This is a genomic window from Streptomyces sp. NBC_01549 (genome assembly GCF_026339955.1).
In the GTDB taxonomy this organism is placed as follows: domain Bacteria; phylum Actinomycetota; class Actinomycetes; order Streptomycetales; family Streptomycetaceae; genus Streptomyces.
In genome coordinates, this window is the sequence record NZ_JAPEPW010000001.1 from 5,426,896 (window position 1) to 5,450,588 (window position 23,693).

At 70.7% G+C, this 23,693-nt stretch carries 17 protein-coding genes; 10 read left to right on the plus strand and 7 right to left on the minus strand.

Features of this window, described 5'->3' with window-relative positions; translation table 11 throughout:
• Positions 1-153: 153 nt before the first annotated feature.
• From OG819_RS24135 to OG819_RS24145, 3 genes are all read right to left on the minus strand, one after another.
• A complete protein-coding gene (locus tag OG819_RS24135) occupies positions 154-1,374 on the minus strand; it encodes a branched-chain amino acid ABC transporter substrate-binding protein (protein WP_266651141.1) in 1,221 nt (406 codons plus the stop codon).
• An 848-nt stretch (positions 1,375-2,222) separates the two neighbouring features.
• Positions 2,223-2,708, minus strand: coding sequence for a PaaI family thioesterase (locus OG819_RS24140; protein ID WP_266623963.1), 486 nt, complete (start codon positions 2,706-2,708; stop codon positions 2,223-2,225).
• A gap of 50 nt (positions 2,709-2,758) precedes the next feature.
• On the minus strand, positions 2,759-5,038 hold the full coding sequence (locus tag OG819_RS24145) for an FdhF/YdeP family oxidoreductase (RefSeq protein ID WP_266623962.1): 2,280 nt from the start codon (positions 5,036-5,038) through the stop codon (positions 2,759-2,761).
• A gap of 122 nt (positions 5,039-5,160) precedes the next feature.
• Here OG819_RS24145 and polA point away from each other — a divergent pair, with 122 nt between their 5' ends.
• Positions 5,161-7,890: a DNA polymerase I gene (polA, locus tag OG819_RS24150; protein ID WP_266651142.1), complete on the plus strand. Its 2,730-nt coding sequence runs from the start codon at positions 5,161-5,163 to the stop codon at positions 7,888-7,890.
• A 1,070-nt stretch (positions 7,891-8,960) separates the two neighbouring features.
• Positions 8,961-9,923 carry a serine hydrolase gene (locus tag OG819_RS24155; RefSeq protein WP_266581892.1) on the plus strand — a complete coding sequence of 321 codons (963 nt, stop codon included), beginning with the start codon at positions 8,961-8,963 and terminating at the stop codon, positions 9,921-9,923.
• On the opposite strand, the gene OG819_RS24160 is transcribed toward OG819_RS24155, so the two are convergent.
• Positions 9,844-10,698, minus strand: coding sequence for a DUF4184 family protein (locus OG819_RS24160; RefSeq protein WP_266651143.1), 855 nt, complete (start codon positions 10,696-10,698; stop codon positions 9,844-9,846). The two genes, OG819_RS24155 and OG819_RS24160, sit on opposite strands and share 80 nt — an antisense overlap.
• Positions 10,699-10,954: 256 nt before the next feature.
• On the opposite strand from OG819_RS24160, the gene OG819_RS24165 reads away from it, so the two are divergent.
• The 3 genes from OG819_RS24165 to OG819_RS24175 all read left to right on the plus strand — a co-directional run bounded on the left by OG819_RS24165 (position 10,955) and on the right by OG819_RS24175 (position 14,002).
• Positions 10,955-12,682, plus strand: coding sequence for a lytic murein transglycosylase (locus OG819_RS24165; protein ID WP_266651144.1), 1,728 nt, complete (start codon positions 10,955-10,957; stop codon positions 12,680-12,682).
• A 153-nt stretch (positions 12,683-12,835) separates the two neighbouring features.
• On the plus strand, positions 12,836-12,970 hold the full coding sequence (locus OG819_RS24170) for an SPW_0924 family protein (RefSeq protein ID WP_107096558.1): 135 nt from the start codon (positions 12,836-12,838) through the stop codon (positions 12,968-12,970).
• Between the two features lie 39 nt (positions 12,971-13,009).
• A complete protein-coding gene (locus tag OG819_RS24175) occupies positions 13,010-14,002 on the plus strand; it encodes a DUF3068 domain-containing protein (RefSeq protein WP_266651145.1) in 993 nt (330 codons plus the stop codon).
• Here OG819_RS24175 and hrpB read toward each other — a convergent pair.
• Both hrpB and OG819_RS24185 read right to left on the minus strand, forming a co-directional pair.
• Positions 13,992-16,553 carry an ATP-dependent helicase HrpB gene (gene hrpB, locus OG819_RS24180; protein ID WP_266651146.1) on the minus strand — a complete coding sequence of 854 codons (2,562 nt, stop codon included), beginning with the start codon at positions 16,551-16,553 and terminating at the stop codon, positions 13,992-13,994. The genes OG819_RS24175 and hrpB overlap by 11 nt on opposite strands.
• A gap of 4 nt (positions 16,554-16,557) precedes the next feature.
• Positions 16,558-17,409 carry a class I SAM-dependent methyltransferase gene (locus OG819_RS24185; RefSeq protein WP_266652830.1) on the minus strand — a complete coding sequence of 284 codons (852 nt, stop codon included), beginning with the start codon at positions 17,407-17,409 and terminating at the stop codon, positions 16,558-16,560.
• Positions 17,410-17,775: 366 nt separating this feature from the next.
• Between OG819_RS24185 and rpsA the strand changes: the two genes are divergently transcribed.
• The 5 genes from rpsA (at position 17,776) to OG819_RS24210 (ending at position 23,374) form a co-directional block, all read left to right on the plus strand.
• Positions 17,776-19,275, plus strand: a complete 1,500-nt coding sequence (gene rpsA, locus OG819_RS24190; protein WP_266415113.1) for a 30S ribosomal protein S1 — start codon at positions 17,776-17,778, stop codon at positions 19,273-19,275.
• 341 nt (positions 19,276-19,616) lie between these two features.
• Positions 19,617-21,143, plus strand: coding sequence for a flavin monoamine oxidase family protein (locus tag OG819_RS24195; RefSeq protein WP_266634244.1), 1,527 nt, complete (start codon positions 19,617-19,619; stop codon positions 21,141-21,143).
• Between the two features lie 165 nt (positions 21,144-21,308).
• On the plus strand, positions 21,309-22,247 hold the full coding sequence (locus tag OG819_RS24200; protein WP_266415115.1) for a PAC2 family protein: 939 nt from the start codon (positions 21,309-21,311) through the stop codon (positions 22,245-22,247).
• 87 nt (positions 22,248-22,334) lie between these two features.
• Positions 22,335-22,943, plus strand: a complete 609-nt coding sequence (gene coaE / locus OG819_RS24205) for a dephospho-CoA kinase (RefSeq protein WP_266623951.1) — start codon at positions 22,335-22,337, stop codon at positions 22,941-22,943.
• A gap of 50 nt (positions 22,944-22,993) precedes the next feature.
• Positions 22,994-23,374, plus strand: a complete 381-nt coding sequence (locus tag OG819_RS24210) for a tetratricopeptide repeat protein (protein WP_266415119.1) — start codon at positions 22,994-22,996, stop codon at positions 23,372-23,374.
• A 31-nt stretch (positions 23,375-23,405) separates the two neighbouring features.
• Here the strand turns inward: OG819_RS24210 and OG819_RS24215 are convergent, their stop codons facing one another.
• Complete coding sequence (locus tag OG819_RS24215) at positions 23,406-23,672, minus strand: DUF6343 family protein (protein ID WP_266651147.1); 267 nt, start codon at positions 23,670-23,672, stop codon at positions 23,406-23,408.
• Positions 23,673-23,693 lie beyond the last annotated feature (21 nt).

The window sequence follows — 23,693 nt, forward strand, 5'->3', positions numbered from 1 at the left end:
GGGAGAGTGAACGGGGGGAGATGGGAGGGGCCGCGCGGTGACGTGTGGTCTTGGCCGCGCGGCCCTGGGGTGTAGCTAGCGGCGGATCTCGGATCGGCTGGGATCAGCTGGAGTTAGCTGGAATCGGCTGAGCACAGCTGGGATCGGATCGGATCAGCCGTTGAACGTGCCGCTCTTGACGGCCTTCCACTTGCCGCCCACGACCTGGTAGACGGTGAGCTGCTTGTTCGTGGTGTCGCCGTACTCGTCGAAGGAGACGGGGCCGGCGATGCCTTCGAACTTCGTCTTCTGGACCTCGTCCACGATCTTGGCGCGGGCGTCGTCGGGGACCTTGCCGTCCTTCACGACGTTGGCGATCGCCTTGATGATGGCGGTCGCGGCGTCGTAGGAGTAGCCACCGTAGGTGCCGTAGTCGCCCTTGAGGCCGGAGGCCTTGTACTTCTTGATGAAGTCCGCGGCGGAGGGCAGGGAGTCGACGGGCTGGCCGACGGAGGTGACCAGGTCACCCTCGGAGGTCTTGCCGGCGGTCTGGATGTAGGTGTCGCTGAACATGCCGTCGCCGCCGAACAGCGGGACCTTGACTCCGCCGTCCTTGAGCTGCTTGGTGAGCTTCTCCGACTCGTCGTACTGGCCACCGTAGTAGACCAGGTCGGCCTTCGAGTTCTTGATCTTGGTGACGAGGGCGGAGAAGTCGGTGTCGCCGGTGTTGACGTGGTCCTCGCCGGCGACCTTGCCGCCGCCCTTGGTGAAGCCGGCCTTGAACAGCTTGGCCAGGCCCGCGCCGTAGGTCTGCTTGTCGTCGACGACGAAGACGTTCTTCTTCTTGAGCGTGCTGGTCGCGTACTCGGCCGCGAAGCCGCCCTGGAGGGCGTCGGTGGTGGCCGTGCGGAAGTACGTCTTGAACGGGCGCGACTTCGCGGTCTGCCAGTTCTTGCCCTGGGTGAGCTCGGGCGCCGTGTTGGAGGGCGAGACCTCGACCAGGTTGGCTTTCGCGAAGACCTGCTGCATCTGCGTGGCCACACCGGAGTTCAGCGGGCCGACGACGCCGAGGACCTTGTCGTTGTTGACGAGGGCGGTGGCGTTCTGCTGGCCGCTGGCCGGGATGGCCTTGTCGTCGAGCGCCTGGACCTTGAAGGTCACGCCGGGAACGGTGTTGTTCTTGTTGGCGTCGTCGACGGCGATCTGCACACCGCCCTGGATGCCGAGGCCGGTTGCGGAGTTCTGACCGGTCAGCGGAGCGTCAACGCCGATGATGATCTCGGTCTTGCTGCCGCTGCTCTTGTCCCCGCTGTCGTCACGCGAACCGCAGGCGGTCAGCGTGAGTGCTCCGGTGGTGAGCACGGAGGTGAGTATGACCAAAGAACGCTGTCGCACGTTGAATCCTCTCCCTGGCGCAGCAGCCCTGCTGAGCTGCCGTGTGTCTCGCCGGGCCGTACTGGGTGAAACCGAGCCGTGCTGCAGACGCGCCCGGCGGCGCGGTGACTGGCCGTGACTCTAAGCCTGTCTGTGGGCCCGGGCATCGCCGTGGGCTGGCTTGTGACTTTCTTGTTATGACGTGCCGGTTGATGGGCTTCAGGGACGGGTATTCTCAGCCGATTTGGCGGAAATTCTTCTCGTTCCACATGTTGAGAATCCGCACTTCCGGTTGCGCGTGGGCGAAGGTCGCCGTCGGACGCCGTCGCAGGTCGCGTGGAGGAGCCGGGAGAGGTCGCGGGAGTACGGGCCGTCGAAGGATGGAGCTCTGATGCCGTATTGCGTGCGTGTTACGCAGCGTTACGTCGAGAAAAGGGAACTCGGAGTTCGGTCGGCGTACGCGGTATTGGCGCGCATGAGGTGCGGTCCGGGCGTGCGGTCTCGTGAAGGCGTGTTAAGTCGCCCGAAAGGGTGCTGAGTTGCCGCTGGTTTCCGGTAACTCCGGCGTATTGGAGTGTGGTTGCGGCGGGTGGGGGCGTGCGGGGGCCGGGGCGTGCGGAAGGGGTGCGTGGAAGGGGCGCGTGGGGTCGGGGCCGGGGCGGAGGTATCCGTCCTCGGTCAGGCGCGGAATCGGTCGGTCCCAGAAGGGGCCGGTGTTGACGCGCCAGCCGCTGCGGGCGGACACCTCCGCCCCGTCCCCTGCCCGCCGTGCCCGAGTGCCGCGGAGTGGGGGCAGTTGTCTCCTGCCCCCTTGCTCGCCGTATGCGGCTGCCGGTGAGTGGTGGGTGGGGGCCGTTCTGGAGGCGGGGTCAGGCCTCGCGTACGTGGTCGGCGTCGGTGGGGGTCACGTCGCGCAGGAAGCAGGTGAGTCGGGCGGTGCAGACGCGCTTGTCGTTCTCGTCGGTGATGACGATCTCGTACGTCGCTGTCGTGCGCCCGCGGTGCACGGGAGTGGCCACGCCGGTGACGAGGCCGGAGCGGGCGCCGCGGTGGTGGGTGCAGTTCAGGTCGACGCCGACGGCGATCTTGGAGCTGCCGCCGTGGAGCATGGAGCCGACCGATCCGAGGGTCTCCGCGAGGACGGCGGAGGCGCCGCCGTGCAGAAGGCCGTACGGCTGGGTGTTGCCCTCCACCGGCATGGTGCCGACGACCCGGTCCGCGGAGGCCTCGATGATCTGCACGCCCATGCGGGTGCCGAGGTGGCCTGCTGAGAAGAGGGCGGGCAGGTCGACGCCGAGTGCGGCGTACTCGTCGATGACCTCTTGCGGGAACTTCACTTGGCTCTGCTCGCCCATGGGGCCCGGCTCCGATCGTCGTCGGTCTCTCTGACTGGCTGAGCAAACGCTCAGTCGGTGGTCGATTGTTCCAGACGGACCACGACGGACTTGCTGGCCGGGGTGTTGCTGGTGTCCGCGGTGGCGTCGAGCGGGACGAGGACGTTGGTCTCCGGGTAGTACGCGGCGGCGCAGCCGAGGGCGGTCGGGTAGTGCACGACGCGGAAGCCGGCGGCGCGCCGCTCGATGCCGTCCTGCCATTCGCTGACGAGGTCGACGTACGAGCCGTCGGTGACGTTCAGCGCGCGGGCGTCCTCGGGGTTGACGAGGACCACTCGGCGGCCGTTCTTTATGCCCCTGTAGCGGTCGTCAAGGCCGTAGATGGTGGTGTTGTACTGGTCGTGCGAGCGGAGGGTCTGGAGGAGGAGGCGGCCTTCGGGGAGCTTCGGGTACTCGACGGGCGCGGCGGTGAAATTGGCCTTGCCGGTGGCGGTGGGGAAGCGTCGTTCGTCACGGGGGGCGTGGGGGAGGGCGAAGCCGGCAGGGTCGGCGACGCGTGCGTTGAAGTCGTCGAAGCCGGGGATCACGCGCGCGATGCGGTCGCGGATCGTCGCGTAGTCCTTCTCGAACTCCTCCCAGGGGGTGCGGGAGGCCTCGCCGAGTGCACGGCGGGCGAGGCGGCAGACGATGGCGGGCTCGGACAGGAGGTGCTCGCTCGCGGGCTCCAGGCGGCCGCGTGAGGCGTGGACCATGCCCATGGAGTCCTCGACGGTCACGAACTGCTCGCCGCTGTCCTGGAGGTCGCGCTCGGTGCGTCCGAGGGTGGGCAGGATCAGGGCGCGGGCGCCGGTGACGACGTGGGAGCGGTTGAGCTTGGTCGAGACGTGCACGGTGAGGCGGGCGCGGCGCATGGCGGCCTCGGTGACCTCGGTGTCGGGGGAGGCGGAGACGAAGTTGCCGCCCATGGCGAAGAAGACCTTCGCGTCGCCGTCGCGCAGGGCACGGATGGCCCGTACGACGTCGTAGCCGTGCTCGCGGGGCGGAGTGAAGCCGAACTCCTTCTCCAGGGCGTCCAGGAAGGCCGGGGCGGGGCGTTCGAAGATGCCCATGGTGCGGTCGCCCTGCACGTTCGAGTGGCCGCGGACCGGGCAGACGCCCGCGCCGGGCCGGCCGATGTTGCCGCGCAGCAGCAGGAAGTTGACCACTTCGCGGATCGTGGGCACGGAGTGCTTGTGCTGGGTGAGTCCCATGGCCCAGCAGACGATGGTGCGCCGGGAGGAGAGGACGAGGCGGAGGGTCTCATCGATCTTCTCGCGGGTGAGGCCGGTGGCGGTCAGGGTCTCGTCCCAGTCGGCGGCGCGGGCGGTGGCCGCGAACTCCTCGTAGCCGTGGGTGTGTTCGGCGATGAAGTCTTCGTCGACCGCGCCGTCGGTCTCCAGGATGAGCTTGTTGAGGAGGCGGAAGAGGGCCTGGTCGCCGCCGAGGCGGATCTGCAGGAACAGGTCGGTGAGGGCGGCGCCCTTGATCATGCCCTGGGGGGTCTGCGGGTTCTTGAAGCGCTCCAGGCCCGCTTCGGGCAGCGGGTTGACGCTGATGATCTTCGCGCCGTTGGCCTTGGCCTTCTCCAGGGCGGAGAGCATGCGCGGGTGGTTGGTGCCGGGGTTCTGCCCGGCGACGATGATCAGGTCCGCCTTGTAGAGGTCCTCGAGCAGGACGCTGCCCTTGCCGATGCCGATGGTCTCGGAGAGCGCGGAGCCCGAGGACTCGTGGCACATGTTCGAGCAGTCCGGCAGGTTGTTCGTGCCGAGTTCGCGGGCGAAGAGCTGGTAGAGGAACGCGGCCTCGTTGCTCGTGCGCCCCGAGGTGTAGAAGAGGGCCTCGTCGGGGGAGCCGAGGGCGGCGAGCTCCTCGGCGACGATGTCGAAGGCGCGCTCCCAGGAGACCGGCTCGTAGCGGTCGGCGCCCTCGGGCAGGTACATGGGGTGGGTGAGGCGACCCTGCTGGCCGAGCCAGTAGCCGCTGCGGCCGTGCAGGTCGGTGACCGGGTGCGCGGCGAAGAAGTCCGGGGTGACCCGGCGCAGGGTGGCCTCCTCGGCGACCGCCTTCGCGCCGTTCTCGCAGAACTCCGCCGTGTGCCGGTGCTCCGGCTCGGGCCAGGCGCAGCCCGGGCAGTCGAAGCCGTCCTTCTGATTGACGCGCAGGAGGGTCAGCGCGGTGCGCTTCACTCCCATCTGCTGCTGTGCGATGCGCAGGGTGTGTCCGATGGCGGGCAGCCCGGCCGCGGCGCGTTTCGGCTCGGCGATCTGCGGCGTGTCCTGGACCGGATCGCTCTTGGGCGGCTTGCTGGCCATCAGGGGACCCCCTCGCATATACGTGTGAAGTACGTCGGCGATCCTCGCACGTGCCGGTGACGGCGAGGGTGGCCGGTCCCGGGAGGTCCGCACTGTCAGTGGGGCGTGGCAGGATCGGGGGCGTGGCAGAAACAGCATCGAAGAAGACCGAGAAAACCACGGGTGCGGGCCGTCCGCGGCTGATGCTCATGGATGGGCACTCGCTGGCGTACCGCGCGTTCTTCGCGCTGCCCGCGGAGAATTTCACGACCGCGACGGGTCAGCCGACGAACGCGATCTATGGTTTCGCGTCGATGCTGGCGAACACGCTGCGCGACGAGGCGCCCACGCATTTCGCGGTGGCGTTCGACGTCTCACGCAAGACGTGGCGCTCCGAGGAGTTCACCGAGTACAAGGCGAACCGTTCGAAGACCCCGGACGAGTTCAAGGGGCAGGTCGAGCTGATCGGCGAGCTGCTGGACGCGATGCACGCGCAGCGGTTCGCGGTCGACGGCTTCGAGGCCGACGACATCATCGCCACGCTCGCGACGCAGGCCGAGGCCGAGGGCTTCGAGGTCCTGATCGTCACTGGTGACCGCGACTCCTTCCAACTGGTGTCCGAGCACACGACGGTGTTGTATCCCACGAAGGGCGTCTCGGAGCTGACCCGGTTCACTCCGGAGAAGGTCGTCGAGAAGTACGGGTTGACGCCGGCGCAGTACCCCGACTTCGCGGCGCTGCGCGGCGACCCGTCGGACAACCTGCCGGGCATCCCCGGGGTCGGTGAGAAGACCGCCGCGAAGTGGATCAACCAGTTCGGTTCGTTCGCGGACCTCGTCGAGCGCGTCGACGAGGTGAAGGGCAAGGCCGGGCAGAACCTCCGCGACCACCTGGAGGCGGTGAAGCTCAACCGCCGTCTCACGGAGATGGTGAAGGACGTCGAGCTTCCGAAGACGGTCACCGACCTGGAGCGCGCGGCGTACGACCGTACGGCGGTCGCGATGGTCCTGGACACCCTGGAGATCCGCAACCCCTCCCTGCGTGAGCGGCTCTACGCCGTCGACCCCGGGACGGAGGAGGCCGAGGCGGCCGCTCCGGTCGTCGAGGGTGTCGAGCTGGACGGGGTGGTGCTGGGTGCGGGTGAGCTGAAGCCGTGGCTCGCCGAGCACGACGGGAAGGCGGTGCTGGGTCTGGCCACCGTCGACACCTGGGCGCTGGGTTCGGGCTCGGTGGCCGAGGTCGCGCTGGCCGCGGCGGACGGTGCGGCGGCGTGGTTCGACCCCTCGCAGCTGGACGAGGCGGATGAGAACGCGTTCGCGAAGTGGCTCGCCGACCCGAAGAAGCCCAAGGTGCTGCACAACGCCAAGGGCGCGATGCGTGTCTTCGCCGAGCACGGGTGGACGATCGAGGGCGTGTCCATGGACACCGCGCTCGCCGCGTATCTGGTCAAGCCGGGCCGCCGTTCCTTCGCGCTGGACGCGCTGTCCCTGGAGTACCTGGGCCGGGAGCTGGGGCCCGCCGCCGCGGCCGACGGTCAGCTGGCCTTCGGCGCGGACGACCAGGCCGAGGCCGAGGCGCTGATGGTACAGGCCCGCACGATCCTCGACCTGGGCGAGGCGTTCGGCGAGAGGCTCGAGGAGGTTGGCGCGGCCGAGCTGCTGCGTGACATGGAGCTGCCCACGTCGGCGCTGCTGGCCCGCCTGGAGCGGCACGGCATCGCGGCGGACCGGGCGCACCTGGAAGCCATGGAGCAGATGTTCGCGGGCGCCGTGCAGCAGGCGGTGAAGGAGGCCCATGCCTCCGTCGGTCACGAGTTCAACCTCGGCTCGCCCAAGCAGCTCCAGGAGGTCTTCTTCGGGGAGCTGGACCTGCCCAAGACGAAGAAGACGAAGACCGGTTTCACGACGGACGCGGACGCGCTGGCGTGGCTGGCCACGCAGACCGACCACGAGCTGCCGGTCATCATGCTGCGCCACCGTGAGCAGGCCAGGCTGCGGGTGACGGTCGAGGGCCTGATCAAGACGATCGCCGCGGACGGCCGCATCCACACCACGTTCAACCAGACGGTGGCCGCGACCGGCCGACTGTCGTCGGTCGACCCGAACCTGCAGAACATCCCGGTGCGTACGGAGGAGGGCCGCGCGATCCGTCGCGGCTTCGTGGTCGGCGAGGGCTTCGAGTCCCTCATGACGGCCGACTACAGCCAGATCGAACTGCGCGTGATGGCCCATCTGTCCGAGGACGAGGGCCTGTTGGAGGCGTTCACGTCAGGCGAGGACCTGCACACGACGGTGGCGTCGCAGGTGTTCTCGGTCGAGCGTTCGGCGGTCGACGCGGAGATGCGCCGCAAGATCAAGGCGATGTCGTACGGCCTGGCCTACGGGCTGTCGGCGTTCGGTCTGTCCCAGCAGCTGAACATCGACGCGGGTGAGGCGCGTGCGTTGATGGACACGTACTTCGAGCGTTTCGGAGGCGTACGGGACTATCTGCGCCGGGTCGTGGACGAGGCCCGCGCCACGGGCTACACGGAGACCCTCTTCGGCCGTCGCCGCTACCTTCCCGACCTGAACAGCGACAACCGTCAGCGCCGCGAGATGGCCGAGCGCATGGCGCTGAACGCGCCCATCCAGGGCACGGCGGCGGACATCGTCAAGATCGCGATGTTGAACGTGGACCGGGCGCTGCGGGAGGCGGACCTCAAGTCCCGCATGCTCCTCCAGGTCCACGACGAAATCGTCCTGGAGATCGCCCCTGGGGAGCGCGAGAGGACCGAGGAACTCGTCCGCCGCGAGATGGCGTCCGCCGTCCATCTCCGGGCACCCCTCGACGTGTCCGTCGGGGCGGGCCCCGACTGGGAATCCGCAGCCCACTAGCCCCCGGCGAACGAGGCCCCCGGTCCCGGGCCTCGGCTCCCGATCCCGGGCCTCGGGCCTCGGGCCCGGGCCTCGGGCCTCGGGCCCGGGCCTCGGGCCTCGGGCCCGGGCCTCGGGCCTCGGGCCCGGGCCTCGGGCCTCGGGCCCGGGCCTCGGGCCTCGGGCCCGGGCCTCGGGCCTCGGGCCCGGGCCTCGGGCCTCGGGCCCGGGCCTCGGGCCTCGGGCCCGGGCCTCGGGCCTCGGGCCCGGGCCTCGGGCCTCGGGCCCGGGCCTCGGGCTCCGGCCCCGGCCTCCGGCCTCCGGCCCCGGCCCCGGCCTCCGGCCCCGGCCTCCGGCCTCCGGCCCCGGCCCCGGCCTCCGGCCTCCGGCCCCGGCCCCGGCCTCTGGTCCCGGCCTCCGGCCCCGGCCCCGGCCTCCGGCCTCCGGCTCCGGTCTCTAGCCTCGGGCCTGGCCTCGGGCCCCGGTCTCGGGCCCCGGCCCCGGCCCCGGTCTCGGGCCCCGGGCCTCTTGGATTCTCGTCCCGGCCCCGGCTTCGGGCCGGTTCGGTTCCCGGGGGAGTTGCTTGCGGCTCCGACCGGCTCGGCGGCGGGTCCCCTGCGGGCGGCTTGTGCGGCGGTGTGGACCGACGTCCTACCCCGCTCGGGGGAAGCCCCCGCCCACAGGGCACCCGCCTCACAGTCGCTTGCGGGGAAGCCGCCCCATGGCTCTGCCGTGCGCGCCGCCCGCAGGGAAAGCGGTCCCCCCGGCTCGGCCCTGTGCGCCGGCTGTGGGGAAAGTCGGCCCCGCTCTGCCGTGCGCGCCGGCCGCGGGGAAAGTTGGTCCGTGCTTCGCCGTGCGCGCCGCCCGTGGGGAAAGTCGGGCTCTGCCCCGCCTTGCGTGAAGCAGCGCCCGCCCGCCTCGCGAGCCGTCCGCAGGGCGGAGATTTTTTGTCGGGTGGCCGTAGGCGTGAGGCCTCTCCGGTGGGCCGGAGGCGCAGGGGGCGGGGTCCGCTCGCCCCCCGGAGGGAACCGTTCACTCGCGTGGCCCTCGCAAAGACGCCCCCCGTGCAAGGGGACCGTAAGGATGCGGGCATGGGTATACGCATGCTCAACCGTCGTACAGCCATGGCCACAGCCGTCGTCTCGGCGCTGCTCGCGCCGGTACCCGCAGTTGCCGCGGGCGCGAGCACCGCCCAGGTGCCCGCGGCCTGCCGTTCCACTCAGAACCCGGACCTCGCCGCCCGGATGTCCCGCGACATCAGGGCGGCGCTGTCGTCACGCCGGGGCACCGTCGCCGTGGCGGTGCGCGACGACAACAGCGACCTGACCTGCGCCCTCGCGAGCGAGCGTCGGTACGACGCGGCGAGCGTCGTCAAGGTCACGATCATGGAGGCCGCCCTGCGCCGCGCGGACGAGTTGCAGCGCACCCTCACGGACTGGGAGCTCGCCAACGTACGTCCCATGATCACCGCCTCGGACAACACCGCGGCCCAGCATCTGTGGAACGACCTGGGCCGCACCTGCCTCGGCCGTTTCCTGGACCGCGTCGGAACCCGCCGCACCGAGCTCGGTCCGGCCGGCTACTGGGGCCTGACGCGCACCACGGCCGCCGACCAGATGCGGCTGCTGGGCGTGCTCACAGACGCCGGTTCCTTCCTGAAGAGCCGCACCTTCGGCCTGAAACTGCTCAGCAAGGTCCGCAGCGACCAGCGCTGGGGCGTCCCCGCCGGCATGCCGCGCAGCCTGAAGGCGCACATCAAGAACGGCTGGCTGCCCCGGTCCACCCACGGCTGGCGCGTCCACAGCGTCGGCGTGTTCACCGGCTCCGACCGCACGTACCGCATCGTCGTCCTGTCGCACGACAACCCGACGATGGCGTACGGGGTCCGCACCATCGAGCGCATCGCCCAGGCGGTCCACCGCGGCCTCAACCCCGGACGCGGCGCCGTCCAGGGCGCCACTCCGGAGAACAGGATCAGCGAGGCGTCGGACGCTTCGGCGCCGTACGGGCCGGTGCCGGGCTGGGACGAGCCGGAGCGGGACGCCACACCCTGACCCCGACGGCGTACAGCGCGAGGCCGAGCACGAGACCCGCTCCCGCGCCGAAGCACAGTGCCGGGATCAACTCCCAGGGCTTCGCGCGGGTGCCCCAGTAGGCCCACCAGCGTGAAGCCCGCTGCACGGCGCCCATCAGCCCGCAGCCGCCGATGACGGCGACCGCCAGCCACCGGTCGGAACGCGACAGCACCGGCACTCCCACCGGTTCGGCCGAGGGCGTCCGGCGCAGCGCGACGACCACGAAGGCCACGATCACCAGGGCCCCCACCAGCGAACTGCCGTACTGCGCGTAGGTGAACACCGGCGTGCCGTCGGCGTCGCGCGACAGGACGGGGATCAGCCGCACCCCCCACCGGTCGTGGTGCGTGAACGCGTCCCACACGACGTGCGTCAGCGCGCCGAGCACCGCGGAGGCGTACCACCACGCTGCAGCCGAGGAACGCGCCTGCCCGCGCGGGCTCCCGCAGCGCAGCAGAGCCGCGGGACGGCCCTGACGGGTCCGCGGCAGCAGCGCCACCAAGGGTTCACGCAGTATCAGCCAGGCACCCACCAACGCCCAGGCGACGAGCACGTCGAAGGTGAAGACACCTGTGAAGGAGTGCGTGAAATCGCCGAACTCCATCGCTCCGGGGACCACACTCGCCGCGTAGTAGGTCATGTCGGGGGCGAAGGAACCGGCCACAAGTGCCGCGGGAACCAGTCGGCCACGGCCGCTTCCGTCGCCGCGCAGGGCGGGCAGTACGGCCGCCGCGTGGCTGAGGGTGAAGGGCAAAGCATCCCCCTGTGGCAGACGTTGGTCGGATATGTCGGCCTCGTTGATCGCCGACGCCCAGTATGAGGGACGCGTGAAAATGTCCGCGGGCTCCACCCCGGGGTGCGTGTTCTCTCGGACAATCCCACATGGCCAACCGGTGAAAAACGGGCACGAACGGGTGCCCGGGCGACGGAAGTTGTCGTAGGGTCGCCTGGGTCACAGAGCCAGCGAACGCGCGGAGCGCGGACGGTCGTCCACGGGAGGGGTTCACTCAATGGCGGCGCATTTCGGCAGACTGCGCAAGGGAGCGGCGACCACCGCCGTGGCCGCGGCCGCGGTGGCGGCCCTGTCCGCTTCCCAGGCACCCGGAGTGACCACCGACGACCTCGGCAGACAGGCCGCCGGCGCCCAGCCCTCCGCGGATGCGAGCACCGGCGGCGAAGGCGGCGGCGCGACGGGCGACTCGCCGTACTACACCGACCTTCCGCCGCTGAAGAGCCCCAACCCGAGCCCGTCGGCGAGCCCGACCACGGGCACGCCCGTCTCGGTGGGCGAGACCGAGGCCGGCATACCCGCGACCGTCCTCGATGCCTACAAGAAGGCCGAGGCGGAGCTGCGCGCCTCCAAGCCGGGCTGCAACCTGCCCTGGCAACTCCTCGCCGCCATCGGCAAGGTCGAGTCCGGTCAGGCCCGCGGGGGCCGGGTCGACGCGAGCGGCACGACGTACTCGCCGATCCTCGGCCCCAAGCTCGACGGCAACGGCTTCGCTCTGATCGCCGACACCGACAACGGCGCGTACGACGGCGACCCGGCGTACGACCGGGCCGTGGGCCCCATGCAGTTCATCCCGTCCACCTGGGAGTGGGCGGGCCGCGACGGCAACGGCGACGGCAAGAAGGACCCCAACAACGTCTACGACGCGGCGCTCGCGGCCGGCCATTACCTGTGCCGGTTCGACCGGGACCTGTCCGTGCAGTCGCAGATGAACGCCGCGATCCTGAACTACAACAACTCGACGGCGTACCTCAACACGGTTCTGTCGTGGCTGGAGTACTACCGCAAGGGCACCCACGAGGTCCCGGACGGTACGGGCACGCTGCCCTCGCACAGCAGCGGCAACGACTCCGGGGCGAACCCGAGTCCGTCCGCGCCCGCGACCTCGACGCCGAGTGCGCCGAGCACGCCGAGTACGCCGAGCGCGCCGAGCACGTCCAAGCCGGGCACCCCCAAGCCGGGCAGCGGCGGCTCGACGAGCCCCAGCCCGCCGTCGTCCCCGCCGAGTTCGTCCACCCCGACGCCGCCCACGCCCACCCAGACGGTGGACCATCTGGAGGACGCGAACACCGGGAAGCTCACGGCGACCGCGGGCGGCGCCTTCGACGCCAAGGTCGCCGTGCGGGCCGAGTCCAAGGCGGACAAGGCCGTGGCGAAGGTCCGGGTACGGTTCACGATCATCGGCGACACGGACGCCACCTTCAGTGGCGGCGAGAACGTCGCCACGGTCGTCACCGGCAGCACGGGCACGGCCACCGCACCCGCACTCGTGGCGGGCGAGAAGACCGGTGACTTCACCGTCCGCGCCACCGTCGTGGGCCGCGTCCTGGGCGGCCTCGACTACACGGCCACCGTCACCCCGCGCCAGGCCGACACCCTCACCCGCACCGGCGACACCGAGCTGACCTGCGTGCCGGGCGGCGAGTTCGCCGACCAGGTCGAGGTGAAGGCCACCTACAAGGGCGCCGTCGCCGGCAAGGTCGCGGCCACCGCGACGCTCGTGAAGTCGGCGGACGACGCGACCGAGGACGACAAGGGCCCGTACTTCAAGGACGCGGACGGCAAGGTGATCCGCACCCTCACGGACCTCACGACGGACGCCGACGGCGTGCTCAAGCTCCCCAAGCTGTACGCGGACGACGCGACCGGCACGTTCCTGCTGCGCATCAACACCACGGGCGGCGCGGCACTGACGGTCGAGCTGAAGGTCGCCGAGGCCGCCTCGTAGGCCGTACACGCGTCCAGGGCGCCCCTCCGCTTCCCGGCGGAGGGGCGCCCTCGTCTGTGTGCGCAAGGTGTTCTCATCTCGCCCCGCCGTTGCTACGGTGCCGGATCTGACGAGGTATCAGTTCTCGATCCGCCGTCCCCCGGGAGGCCCCGCATGCGCGCCCTCATCGCCGCCGCGACCGGTCTCGCCGTGGCGTTCGCCCTGGTGCTCACCATCACGGCCATGGGCTCACCGGCCGGCAAGACCTCGCCCAAGCCGCTGCTGACGACCGTGCCCGCGCACCCGTAGCCCGCAGGGCAGCCGTAACTCTCAGGGAGGGACGCCGAGATGCGTCGCAAGGCCAGCCTGATCCTGCTCGCCTTCGCCGTGTTCTTCGCGGCGCTGTCCCCGCTGCTGCGCTGGTACGCCTTCCCGCGGCTGGCGAAGATCCCCGCCAACCAGTACCAGGACATGGTCCTGGAGGCGAAGGACGCGACCCTGCTCGACTACGGCACCATGCAGGCCAAGAAGGTCCCCAAGGTCACCATCGTGCAGACCCTCAAGGGCAACGTCGAGGCCTCCGATCGCATCGAGAAGACCGCGGGCCGTGACGTCGTCGTCTGGGACAGCCTCTCCTACGTACAGGGCCCCGACGGGAAGATGGTCTCCAAGCTCCCCGAGCGCTACATCTTCGACGCGCACAGCCAGGACCCCGTCCACGCCACCGGCGAGTCCGTCGACGGCGACCCCGTCACACGCGAGGGCATCGAGTTCAAGTGGCCCTTCCACACGGAGAAGCGGGACTACGAGTACTTCGACGCGCAGACCCGCACCTCGGCCCCCATCCACTACAAGGGCACCCAGACCTTCCGTGGCGTCAAGGTGTACTACTTCGAGCAGACCATCCCCTGGACGAAGGTCAAGTTCCCCAAGGTCATGCCGGTCCAGGGCATCACTGCGGAGTCGGTCGCCAAGACGGGCACGACACGCTGGTACACGACCGTCCGCAAGTTCTGGGTGGAACCGGTCACCGGGGCGCCGGTCTACGGCGAGGAGATCCACAAGGAGGAACTGCGGGGCGGCACCCTCCTCGGGGACCGCGACAAGGTGACCGCCTTCGCCGGACACGTGAAGATGCGCGAGGACTACATCAAGCACACCGTCGCCCTCGTCAAGTCCAACCGCACCCTGATCCTGCTGCTGACGTCGTATCTGCCGTGGGGCTTCCTGCTCCTGGGCGCGGCTCTGCTGTCCCTCTCCCTCTACCTGGAGGCGCGCAGCCGCCGCCCGGGCGACCCGGCCCCCACGGAGGCGGCGGAACCGGAGCCGGTCAGCGCCTGAGCCGCGCGTTGGTGTGCCGGGTCGGCTCGGCCATCGCCGGGTCCTCGGGCCACGGATGCTTGGGGTAGCGGCCCCGCAGCTCCGCCCGCACCGCCCTGTACCCGTCCTTCCAGAAGGAGGCGAGGTCGGCGGTGACGGCGGCGGGGCGCCCGGCGGGCGAGAGCAGATGGACGAGCACGGGCACACCCGCGACCGTCGGTGACTCGTGCAGCCCGAACATCTCCTGCAGCTTGACGGCGAGCACCGGCTGCTCGGGGTCGGCGTAGTCGATCCGGATCCTGGACCCGCTGGGCACCTCGATCCGCTCGGGCGCGAGCTCGTCCAGCCGGGCCGCGTCTCCCGTGGCCCACGGCAGCAGCCGGTTCAGCGCCTGCCCGGCGTCGATCCGCGCCAGATCGGCCCGCCGCCGGGCACGGCCGAGCTCCGGCTCCAGCCACTCGTCCACGCGCGCGTGGAGCGCGTCGTCGGACACGTCGGGCCAGGGTTCACCCAGGTGCAGCCGCAGAAACCCGAGCCGCCGACGCAGCCCCTCGGCATCCGGGGACCACCGCAACAGCCCGAACCCGTGCTCCCGCAGCCCCTCGAGCAACGCCTCCCGTACGAGCCCGGGGGCGGCGTTCTTCAGCGGACGCACCGCCAGTTCCACGGCCCCGAGCCGTTCGACCCGCCGCGCGACGACGTCGCCGTCGGCCCAGTGGACCTCGTCGCCCTCGCTGTGCAGGGGCGCCGCGGCCCGCCGTGCCGTCTCCTCGTCGACCACGGCGGCAAGCCGCACGCGCGCGTGCCCGGCCCCGACGGGCCGATCGGCCACGGCGACCGCCAGCCAGGGCGCGCCGCGCAGCGCCGAGCCGTCGCCGATGTCGGCACGGGTGCCGTTGAGCATGAGGCAGGAGCCGCCCTGGGCCCGCGCGAGCCGCTCGGGGTACGCCAGGGCAGCCACAAGCCCGACCACGCGATCATCGCCGCCACCGGCGGGCCACGGACCACCCTCGACCCCGCCACCGCGGGCGCTGTCCAGGGCGGACGGGCTGGAGAGTCCCGTCGCCGCCGAGCGCAGGCGCCGGGACTCGGTGCGCCAGCGGGCCGTGTAGGGGTCGCCGCCGCGTCGGGCCAGGCGCCAGGCCCCGGCCAGGTCGTCGCCGTACTCGCGGGGCGGCTCCTCGCTCAGCAGGGCGACCACTTCGGCGGCGCGGTCGGCGCCCACCACGGGGGCCGCGTCCAGCAGCGCGCGGGCCAGCCGGGGGTGCAGACCCAGCCGGGACATGCGGACACCGCGTTCCGTGGCCCGGCCGGCCGCGTCCACGGCACCCACCGCCGACAGGACGGACCGCGCCGCCGCCATCGCCCCGCCCGGCGGCGGGTCCAGCAGTGCCAGCCCCGTCGCCCCAGGATCGCCCCAGCAGGCCGCCTGCAGGGCGAACGCCGTCAGGTCGGCCACTTTGATCTCCGGAGCGGGGAAACGCGGCAGACGGGCGTCCTCGGCCTCCGCCCAGCAGCGGTACACCCGTCCCGGCGCCTCACGCCCGGCCCGCCCCGCCCGCTGCCGCCCGGCCGCCTGCGAGGCCCGTACCGTCGTCAGCGCGCTCAGCCCGCGCGCGTGGTCCACCCGCGGCTCCCGCGCCAGCCCGGAGTCGACGACCACCCGTACCCCCGGAACCGTCAGCGACGACTCCGCCACGGAGGTCGCCAGGACCACCCGGCGCCGGTCCCCGGTCCCCGGTGACAGCACCGCGTCCTGGACGGCGGCGGGCGCCCGCCCGTGCACCTGGAGCACGTCGACCCGGCCGCCCGGATCTCCCAGCAGACCCGCCACCCGCGCGATCTCCCCGACCCCGGGGAGGAAACACAGGACGTCCCCCTCGCACTCCGCCAGCGCGCGCCGCACCACCGACGCGACATGCGTCAGCAGCGCCGGATCGACACGCATGCCGTGCGGCGGCCGTACCGGACGTGCCGGTGGCGCCCACTCCACCTCCACCGGATACGAGACGCCCTCCGCCGCGACGACGGGCGCGTCGTCGAGCAGCCGCGCCCACCCCGCCGCGTCCGTCGTCGCCGACGCGGCCAGGAGCCGCAGCTCGGGACGGAGCGCGGCCCGTACGTCCAGGAGGAACGCGGCGACGGTGTCGGCGTCCAGATGACGTTCGTGGCACTCGTCAAGCACCACCACGTCGACGCCCGCGAGCTCCTGGTCCCGCTGGAGCCGCTGGAGGAGGACGCCCGTCGTGACGACCTCCACACGCGCGCGTGGCCCCACCACCCGCTCCCCGCGCACGGTGAACCCGACGCTCTCGCCGACCTTCTCGCCGAGCAGCCACGCCATCCGCCGTGCGGCGGCCCGGGCGGCGATCCGCCGCGGCTCGGCGACCACGACCCCGCGCCCCGGCCGTGCGTCGTCCAGGAGCCCGGCGAGCGCCAGCGGCACGAGGGTCGTCTTGCCGGTCCCGGGCGGCGCCACGAGCACGGCGCTGCCGCCGCCCTCCAGGGCGTCGTCCAGGGCGGGCAGGGCGCCGCGTACGGGCAGCGCGTCCAGGGCGTCGTAACGGATCACCCGTTCAGTCTCGTACGCACACGAAGATCGCCGTACCGGGGATCAGGTTTCCGCGCAGCGGGGACCAGCCGCCCCACTCCTGGGTGTTCCAGGCGGGCCACTGCGGCTCGACCAGGTCGAGCAGCCGGAAGCCCCCGGCCACCACGTCCCGCACCCGGTCGCCGACCGTCCTGTGGTGCTCGACGTAGACCGCGCGGCCCTCCTCGTCCTGCTCGACGTAGGGAGTGCGGTCGAAGTACGAGGAGGAGACGGACAGCCCCTCGGGGCCGGGCTCGTCCGGGAAGGCCCAGCGGATGGGGTGTGTCACGGAGAAGACGAAGCGGCCGCCGGGGCGCAGCACCCGGTGGACCTCCTTCAGGACGCGCACCGGGTCGGCGACGAACGGCAGCGCGCCGTACGCCGAGCACGCGAGGTCGAAGGAGCCGTCCGCGAAGGGCAGGGCGCCCGCGTCGGCCTCCACGAGGGGCACCCGGCCGCCTATGCGCAGCGCGTGCTGGAGCTGGCGGTGGGAGAGGTCCAGGGCGACCGGACGGGCCCCCTGGGCGGCCAGCCAGCGCGAGCACTGGGCCGCGCCGGCGCCGATCTCCAGGACGTCCTTGCCCTTGAGGTCCTCCGGCGGGCCGAGCAGCTCGGCCTCCACCTCGTCGAGGCCCTCGGGGCCCCACACGAAACGGTCGTCCCCGAGGAACGTGCCGTGCTCCGTCTGGTAGTCGTCCGCGTTCCGGTCCCACCAGCCGCGGTTGGCGCGGGAGCTCTCCGTGGCGCCCGCGACACGCCGTGTCGCCTCCGGTTCGGCGGAATCCGGCTTCTGGTCCTCGGAGTGGTCCGGTTCTTGGATCTGGGGCTCTTGGATGATCGGCTCCCTCGTATTAGTCTGCGGCTCCAACCGGTCTCGGGAGTGTCACGGCAGGGGTTGCCTATGGCGCGCGTGGCCTCGTGAGACAGGTTTTGTGCCGGGTATGCGGCGATCCGCCCCGGGTGTGCGCCTTCGCGCATTGACCCTGCCCGGCTGCCCCCGTATGCTACAAGTTGCGCTGCGGGCCTGCGCTCCTCAGACGTAGCAGGCTGCGCTCGCATCTGTATGTATGTCCCCTCGGTTTTCGAGGCGCCTCCGGGTCACCGGATCGACGCTTCCTTGGCTGTCCGGCTTCTACAGGGCGAAACGGGCTCCCGGCGTAAGCAGTACCTACGACTCACTGTCCGTACCGGAGCCCTTTCCCACATGACGAGCAGCACCGAGACCACCTCTACCACGCCGCAGGTAGCGGTCAACGACATCGGTAACGAGGAAGCCTTCCTCGCCGCGATCGACGAGACGATCAAGTACTTCAACGACGGCGACATCGTCGACGGCGTCATCGTGAAGGTCGACCGGGACGAGGTCCTGCTCGACATCGGTTACAAGACCGAAGGCGTGATCCCGAGCCGCGAACTCTCGATCAAGCACGACGTCGACCCGAACGAGGTCGTCGCCGTCGGCGACGAGATCGAGGCCCTGGTTCTCCAGAAGGAGGACAAGGAAGGCCGCCTGATCCTGTCCAAGAAGCGCGCTCAGTACGAGCGTGCCTGGGGCACGATCGAGAAGATCAAGGAAGAAGACGGCATCGTCACCGGTACCGTCATCGAGGTCGTCAAGGGTGGTCTCATCCTCGACATCGGCCTCCGTGGCTTCCTGCCGGCCTCCCTCGTCGAGATGCGCCGCGTCCGCGACCTCCAGCCGTACGTGGGCAAGGAGCTCGAGGCCAAGATCATCGAGCTGGACAAGAACCGCAACAACGTGGTCCTGTCCCGCCGTGCCTGGCTCGAGCAGACCCAGTCCGAGGTCCGCCAGACGTTCCTCACCACCCTCCAGAAGGGTCAGGTCCGCTCCGGCGTCGTCTCCTCGATCGTCAACTTCGGTGCCTTCGTGGACCTGGGTGGCGTCGACGGTCTCGTGCACGTCTCCGAGCTCTCCTGGAAGCACATCGACCACCCCTCCGAGGTTGTCGAGGTCGGCCAGGAAGTCACCGTCGAGGTCCTCGACGTCGACATGGACCGCGAGCGCGTCTCCCTGTCGCTCAAGGCGACGCAGGAAGACCCGTGGCAGCAGTTCGCCCGTACGCACCAGATCGGTCAGGTCGTCCCGGGTAAGGTCACCAAGCTCGTTCCGTTCGGTGCGTTCGTCCGCGTGGACGAGGGCATCGAGGGTCTGGTCCACATCTCCGAGCTGGCCGAGCGCCACGTGGAGATCCCGGAGCAGGTCGTCCAGGTCAACGACGAGATCTTCGTCAAGGTCATCGACATCGACCTCGAGCGCCGCCGCATCAGCCTCTCGCTGAAGCAGGCCAACGAGTCCTTCGGTGCCGACCCGGCCTCGGTCGAGTTCGACCCGACCCTGTACGGCATGGCCGCGTCCTACGACGACCAGGGCAACTACATCTACCCCGAGGGCTTCGACCCCGAGACCAACGACTGGCTCGAGGGCTACGAGACGCAGCGCGAGGCGTGGGAGCACCAGTACGCCGAGGCGCAGTCGCGCTTCGAGCAGCACCAGGCTCAGGTCATCAAGTCCCGCGAGGCCGACGCTCAGGCCGAGGCCGAGGGTGCCACCTCCACGGGTGCGGCTCCGGCCGCCTCCGGTGGCGGTTCGTACTCCTCGGAGTCGGACGACACCTCCGGCGCCCTGGCGTCGGACGAGGCCCTGGCTGCGCTTCGCGAGAAGCTCGCCGGCGGCCAGAGCTGAACGCAGCTCACCGCTAGGCAGTCGAACGTGACTGCCGGGCAGTAGTGCATGACTGAGGGCCCGCACCCGTCTGGGTGCGGGCCCTCAGCGCGTTTCCTCCCCCATCGTCCCCAGTCGTTCCCCGTCGTCCCCTTGGGCGTCCAGCGGGCTGCACGTGTGCGGTTGCAGAAACGTGCGGGATACACGAGTAACTGACGGGCCGTAACCCGTAGTTGGGAGGCTTCCCCGGTCGTTCAAGATCGAAAGGGGAGCCCCCCGTCATGGCACAACCTCAGAGCGGTCCTGGCACGAGTCGGCGTTCCTTCCTGCGCAACGTGGGTCTCACGGGCGGCGCGGGCACCATGCTCGCCACCATGGGAGCCCTCGGCCTCGCGCCCACGGCCGAGGCGGCCCAGCGTGAACAGCCCTTCCGCGCCCCGCGGCCGGGCGACTTCACCCTCACCGGCCGTGGCGCCGCCAAGGTGGTCATCGTCGGCGGCGGCATCGCCGGCCTGGCCTCCGCGTACGAACTCGGCAAAGCGGGCTACGACTGTACGGTCCTGGAAGCCAGAGGCCGCACCGGTGGCCGCAACTTCACGGTCCGCGGCGGCGACACCACCACCGACCTCCACGGCACCACACAGACGGCCCGCTTCAGCGACGGCCAGTACATGAACTGCGGCCCCGCCCGCATCCCCCAGTGGATGATCACCCTCGACTACTGTCGCGAACTCGGCGTCCCCATCGAGGTGTTCACCAACGTCAACGCGGACGCGTACCTCTTCAACGAGTCCACCGGGATGAAGAAGCCCGTGCGGTACCGCACCGCGAAGGCCGATGTGTACGGCTATGTCTCCGAGTTGCTGGCCAAGGCCACCGACAAGGGCGCCCTGGACAAGGAATTGACCACCACCGACCAGGAGAAGCTCGTCGAGTTCCTCAAGGACTGGGGGGAACTGGGCGACAAACTGACATACGAGGGCGGCGAGCGCCGCGGGTACACGACCGTCCCGGCCGCCGCGGGCACCCCCGGAGTGCTCCTCGGCGACATCCCCTCGGCCTCCGACGTCCTCGCGTCCGGTGTCGGCCGCTACTTCTCCTTCGAGTTCGGCTTCGACCAGGCGATGCTGATGTTCCAGCCGGTGGGCGGCATGGACCGGATACCGCACGCGCTCACCAAGGCGATAGGCGCCCACCGCATCCGTACAGGGGCCGTGGTCTCCAAAATCACCGACAAGGGGAGCGGTGTTTCGGTCACCTACACCCAGTCGGGCCGTACGAAGGTGATCGACGCCGACTACTGCATCGGCGCCCTCCCCCCCAACATCCTCGCCAGGATCCCGCACAACCTCGGCTCCGGAGTGCAGAGCGCCCTGGAGGCGATCACTCCCTCGTCGGCGGCGAAGATCGGGCTCGAATACCGTTCCCGCTGGTGGGAGCTCGATCACCACATCTACGGCGGTATCACCGAGACCGACCAGGATGTCACGCACATCTGGCACCCCTCGTACGGCTTCCACGGCACGCGCGGCGTGATGATCGGCTACTACAACTATGGCGACGACGCCGACTCGTACGCCGAGCTCACCCCCAAGGACCGCGAGAAGCGCGCCGTGGCGGCCGGAGTGAAGATCTACGGCGAGAAGTACCGCACGGAACTCGCGTCCTCCTTCTCGCACCACTGGCGTCAGACGCCGCACCTGGAGGCCGCCTGGCACAGTACCCCCGGCGGCCCCGACGACGTCCGCTACAAACCGCTGAACGAGCCCACGGGGCGCGTCTACTTCGCGGGCGACTGGCTCAGCTACACCGACGCCTGGCAGCACGGCGCGTTCACCTCAGCCCGCAAGGCGGTCAGCGCGCTGCACACACGCGTGCTGTCGGCGTAGAACGAGCATGCTCCTTGTGTGCGAACAGGCTTCTGCCGGTGGCTGAGGGGCCGGGAGACCGGTAAGAAGCACTTCGGCAAAAAGCACTGGTGATCGAGCGCGGGTGGGGAATGCCCGCGCTCCGCACCACGTTGTGGAGTACGAACACGAGGAGGAGCGGTCACAGTGCTTGATCCGCAGGGTTTGTACGCATGGGAGCCGAAGGGCCTGGCCGTGGTGGACATGGCACTCGCCCAGGAGTCGGCCGGTCTGGTCATGCTCTACCACTTCGACGGATACATCGACGCGGGCGAAACGGGCGACCAGATCGTCGACCGCCTGCTCGACTCACTGCCCCACCAGGTCGTGGCCCGTTTCGACCACGACCGGCTCGTGGACTACCGGGCGCGCCGCCCGCTGCTGACATTCAAACGCGACCGCTGGACCGACTACGAGGAGCCCACGCTCGACGTGCGGCTCGTCCAGGACGCCACGGGCGCGCCCTTCCTGCTGCTGTCGGGACCCGAGCCGGACGTCGAGTGGGAGCGCTTCGCCGCCGCGGTCCAGCAGATCGTGGAGCGGCTCGGCGTACGGCTGTCCGTGACCTTCCACGGCATCCCCATGGGTGTCCCGCACACCCGCCCCGTGGGCGTCACCCCGCACGGCAACCGCACCGACCTGGTGCCGGGCCACCGCAGCCCCTTCGACGAGGCGCAGGTCCCCGGCAGCGCCGAGGCTCTCGTCGAGTACCGTCTCATGGAGGCGGGGCATGACGTCCTGGGCGTCGCCGCGCACGTCCCGCACTACATCGCCCGCTCTCCGTACCCGGACGCCGCGCTGACCGTCCTGGAGTCCATCACGGGCGCCACCGGCCTGGTGCTCCCCGGCATCGCGCACTCCCTGCGCACCGAGGCGCACCGCACCCAGACGGAGATCGACCGGCAGATCCAGGAGGGCGACGAGGAGCTCGTGGCCCTGGTCCAGGGCCTCGAGCACCAGTACGACGCCGCCGCGGGCGCCGAGACGCGGGGCAACATGCTCGCGGAACCGGTGGACATCCCGTCGGCGGACGAGATCGGGCTGGAGTTCGAGCGATTCCTGGCCGAGCGCGAGGGCGACGCCTAGGGCGAGCGACGCATGAGGCGAGGGTGAGGCGTGGCCCTTTCGGGGGCCGTGGGGGGCTTGTCATCGGCAGGCCCTAAGCTCTCGGTCATGCTGAGGGTTGGCCTGACCGGCGGTATCGGCGCCGGCAAGAGCGAGGTGTCACGGCTGCTCGTGCGGCACGGCGCGGTGCTGATCGACGCGGATCTGATCGCGCGGGAGGTCGTCGCCCCCGGCACTCCCGGGCTCGAGGCCGTCGTGGAGGCCTTCGGACCGGACGTGCTCACAGCCGACGGGGGCCTGGACCGCCCCAAACTGGGCTCGGTCGTCTTCGCCGACCCCGAGAAGCTCGCCGTCCTGAACTCGATCGTGCACCCCCTGGTGGGTGCCCGCTCCCGCGAGCTCGAGAGCGCCGCGGCCGAGGACGACGTCGTGATCCACGACGTCCCGCTGCTCGCCGAGAACGCCCTCGGACCGCTGTACGACCTCGTGGTCGTCGTCGACGTCAGCCCCGAGACCCAGCTCGACCGTCTCGTGAGGCTGCGCGGCATGGCGGAGGCGGACGCCCGCGCCCGCATGGCCGCCCAGGCCACCCGCGAGAAGCGACTGCGCATCGCGGACGTCGTCATCGACAACGACGTACCTCTGGAAGAGCTCGAGGGGCGGGTACGGGAGGTTTGGGCGGATCTTGTCCGCCGGGCGCACGCTCGAAAGGAATAGCCGCCCTCGGCGGGCGCGTTGAACCCTTTCAGTGAGGGAAGGACTCTGCCGTGCCCGAGACCAGCGGATCGACCGGACGTACTCCGGAGACGCATGTCATCGACTTCCGCGCCGCCGAGCAACTGCTCGCCGCGCGGGACCCGCGGGGTGCGGTGAAGCTCCTCGACTCAGTGATCGCCGCGCATCCGGAGAACACCGCCGCCCGGCTGCTGCGCGCGCGTGCCTTCTTTGCCGCCGCGCAACTGCGGCCCGCCGAGCTGGAGTTCACGATCGTCCTGGAGCGCGAGCCGGACAACGCGTTCGCGCACTTCGCGCTCGCCCGCACCTATCAGCGCCAGCTCCGCCCCGACCAGGCCAAGCGGCACTTCCGGCTGGCCGCCGCGCTCGACCCCAACCCTGAGTACCTGGAAGCGGCGCGCTTCGACTCGTGACGCGTGGCTCGTCGTGGCCGTCGCCGGTCCGCTACGGGTGACGGTGCTCCGGAGGCCGGTACGGCGGGACGTCGCGGCCCGGCTGGTAGTGCGGCCCCTGATGGATGTGGCGCAGGATCATGGCCATGTCGAAGGTGACGACCAGCCACAGCACCCCGCACGCGGCCGCCCAGCCGGGGCGTCCGACCAGCGCGAACGCGGCCGTACCGAAGATCGTCCAGACCAGGCCCCAGACACTCAGCCAGAAGCGCATGCGCAGCGCGCTGCGCGCCGTCGTCGGTTCACTGCCTGTACGCATACGGATCACTACTCCGTGACG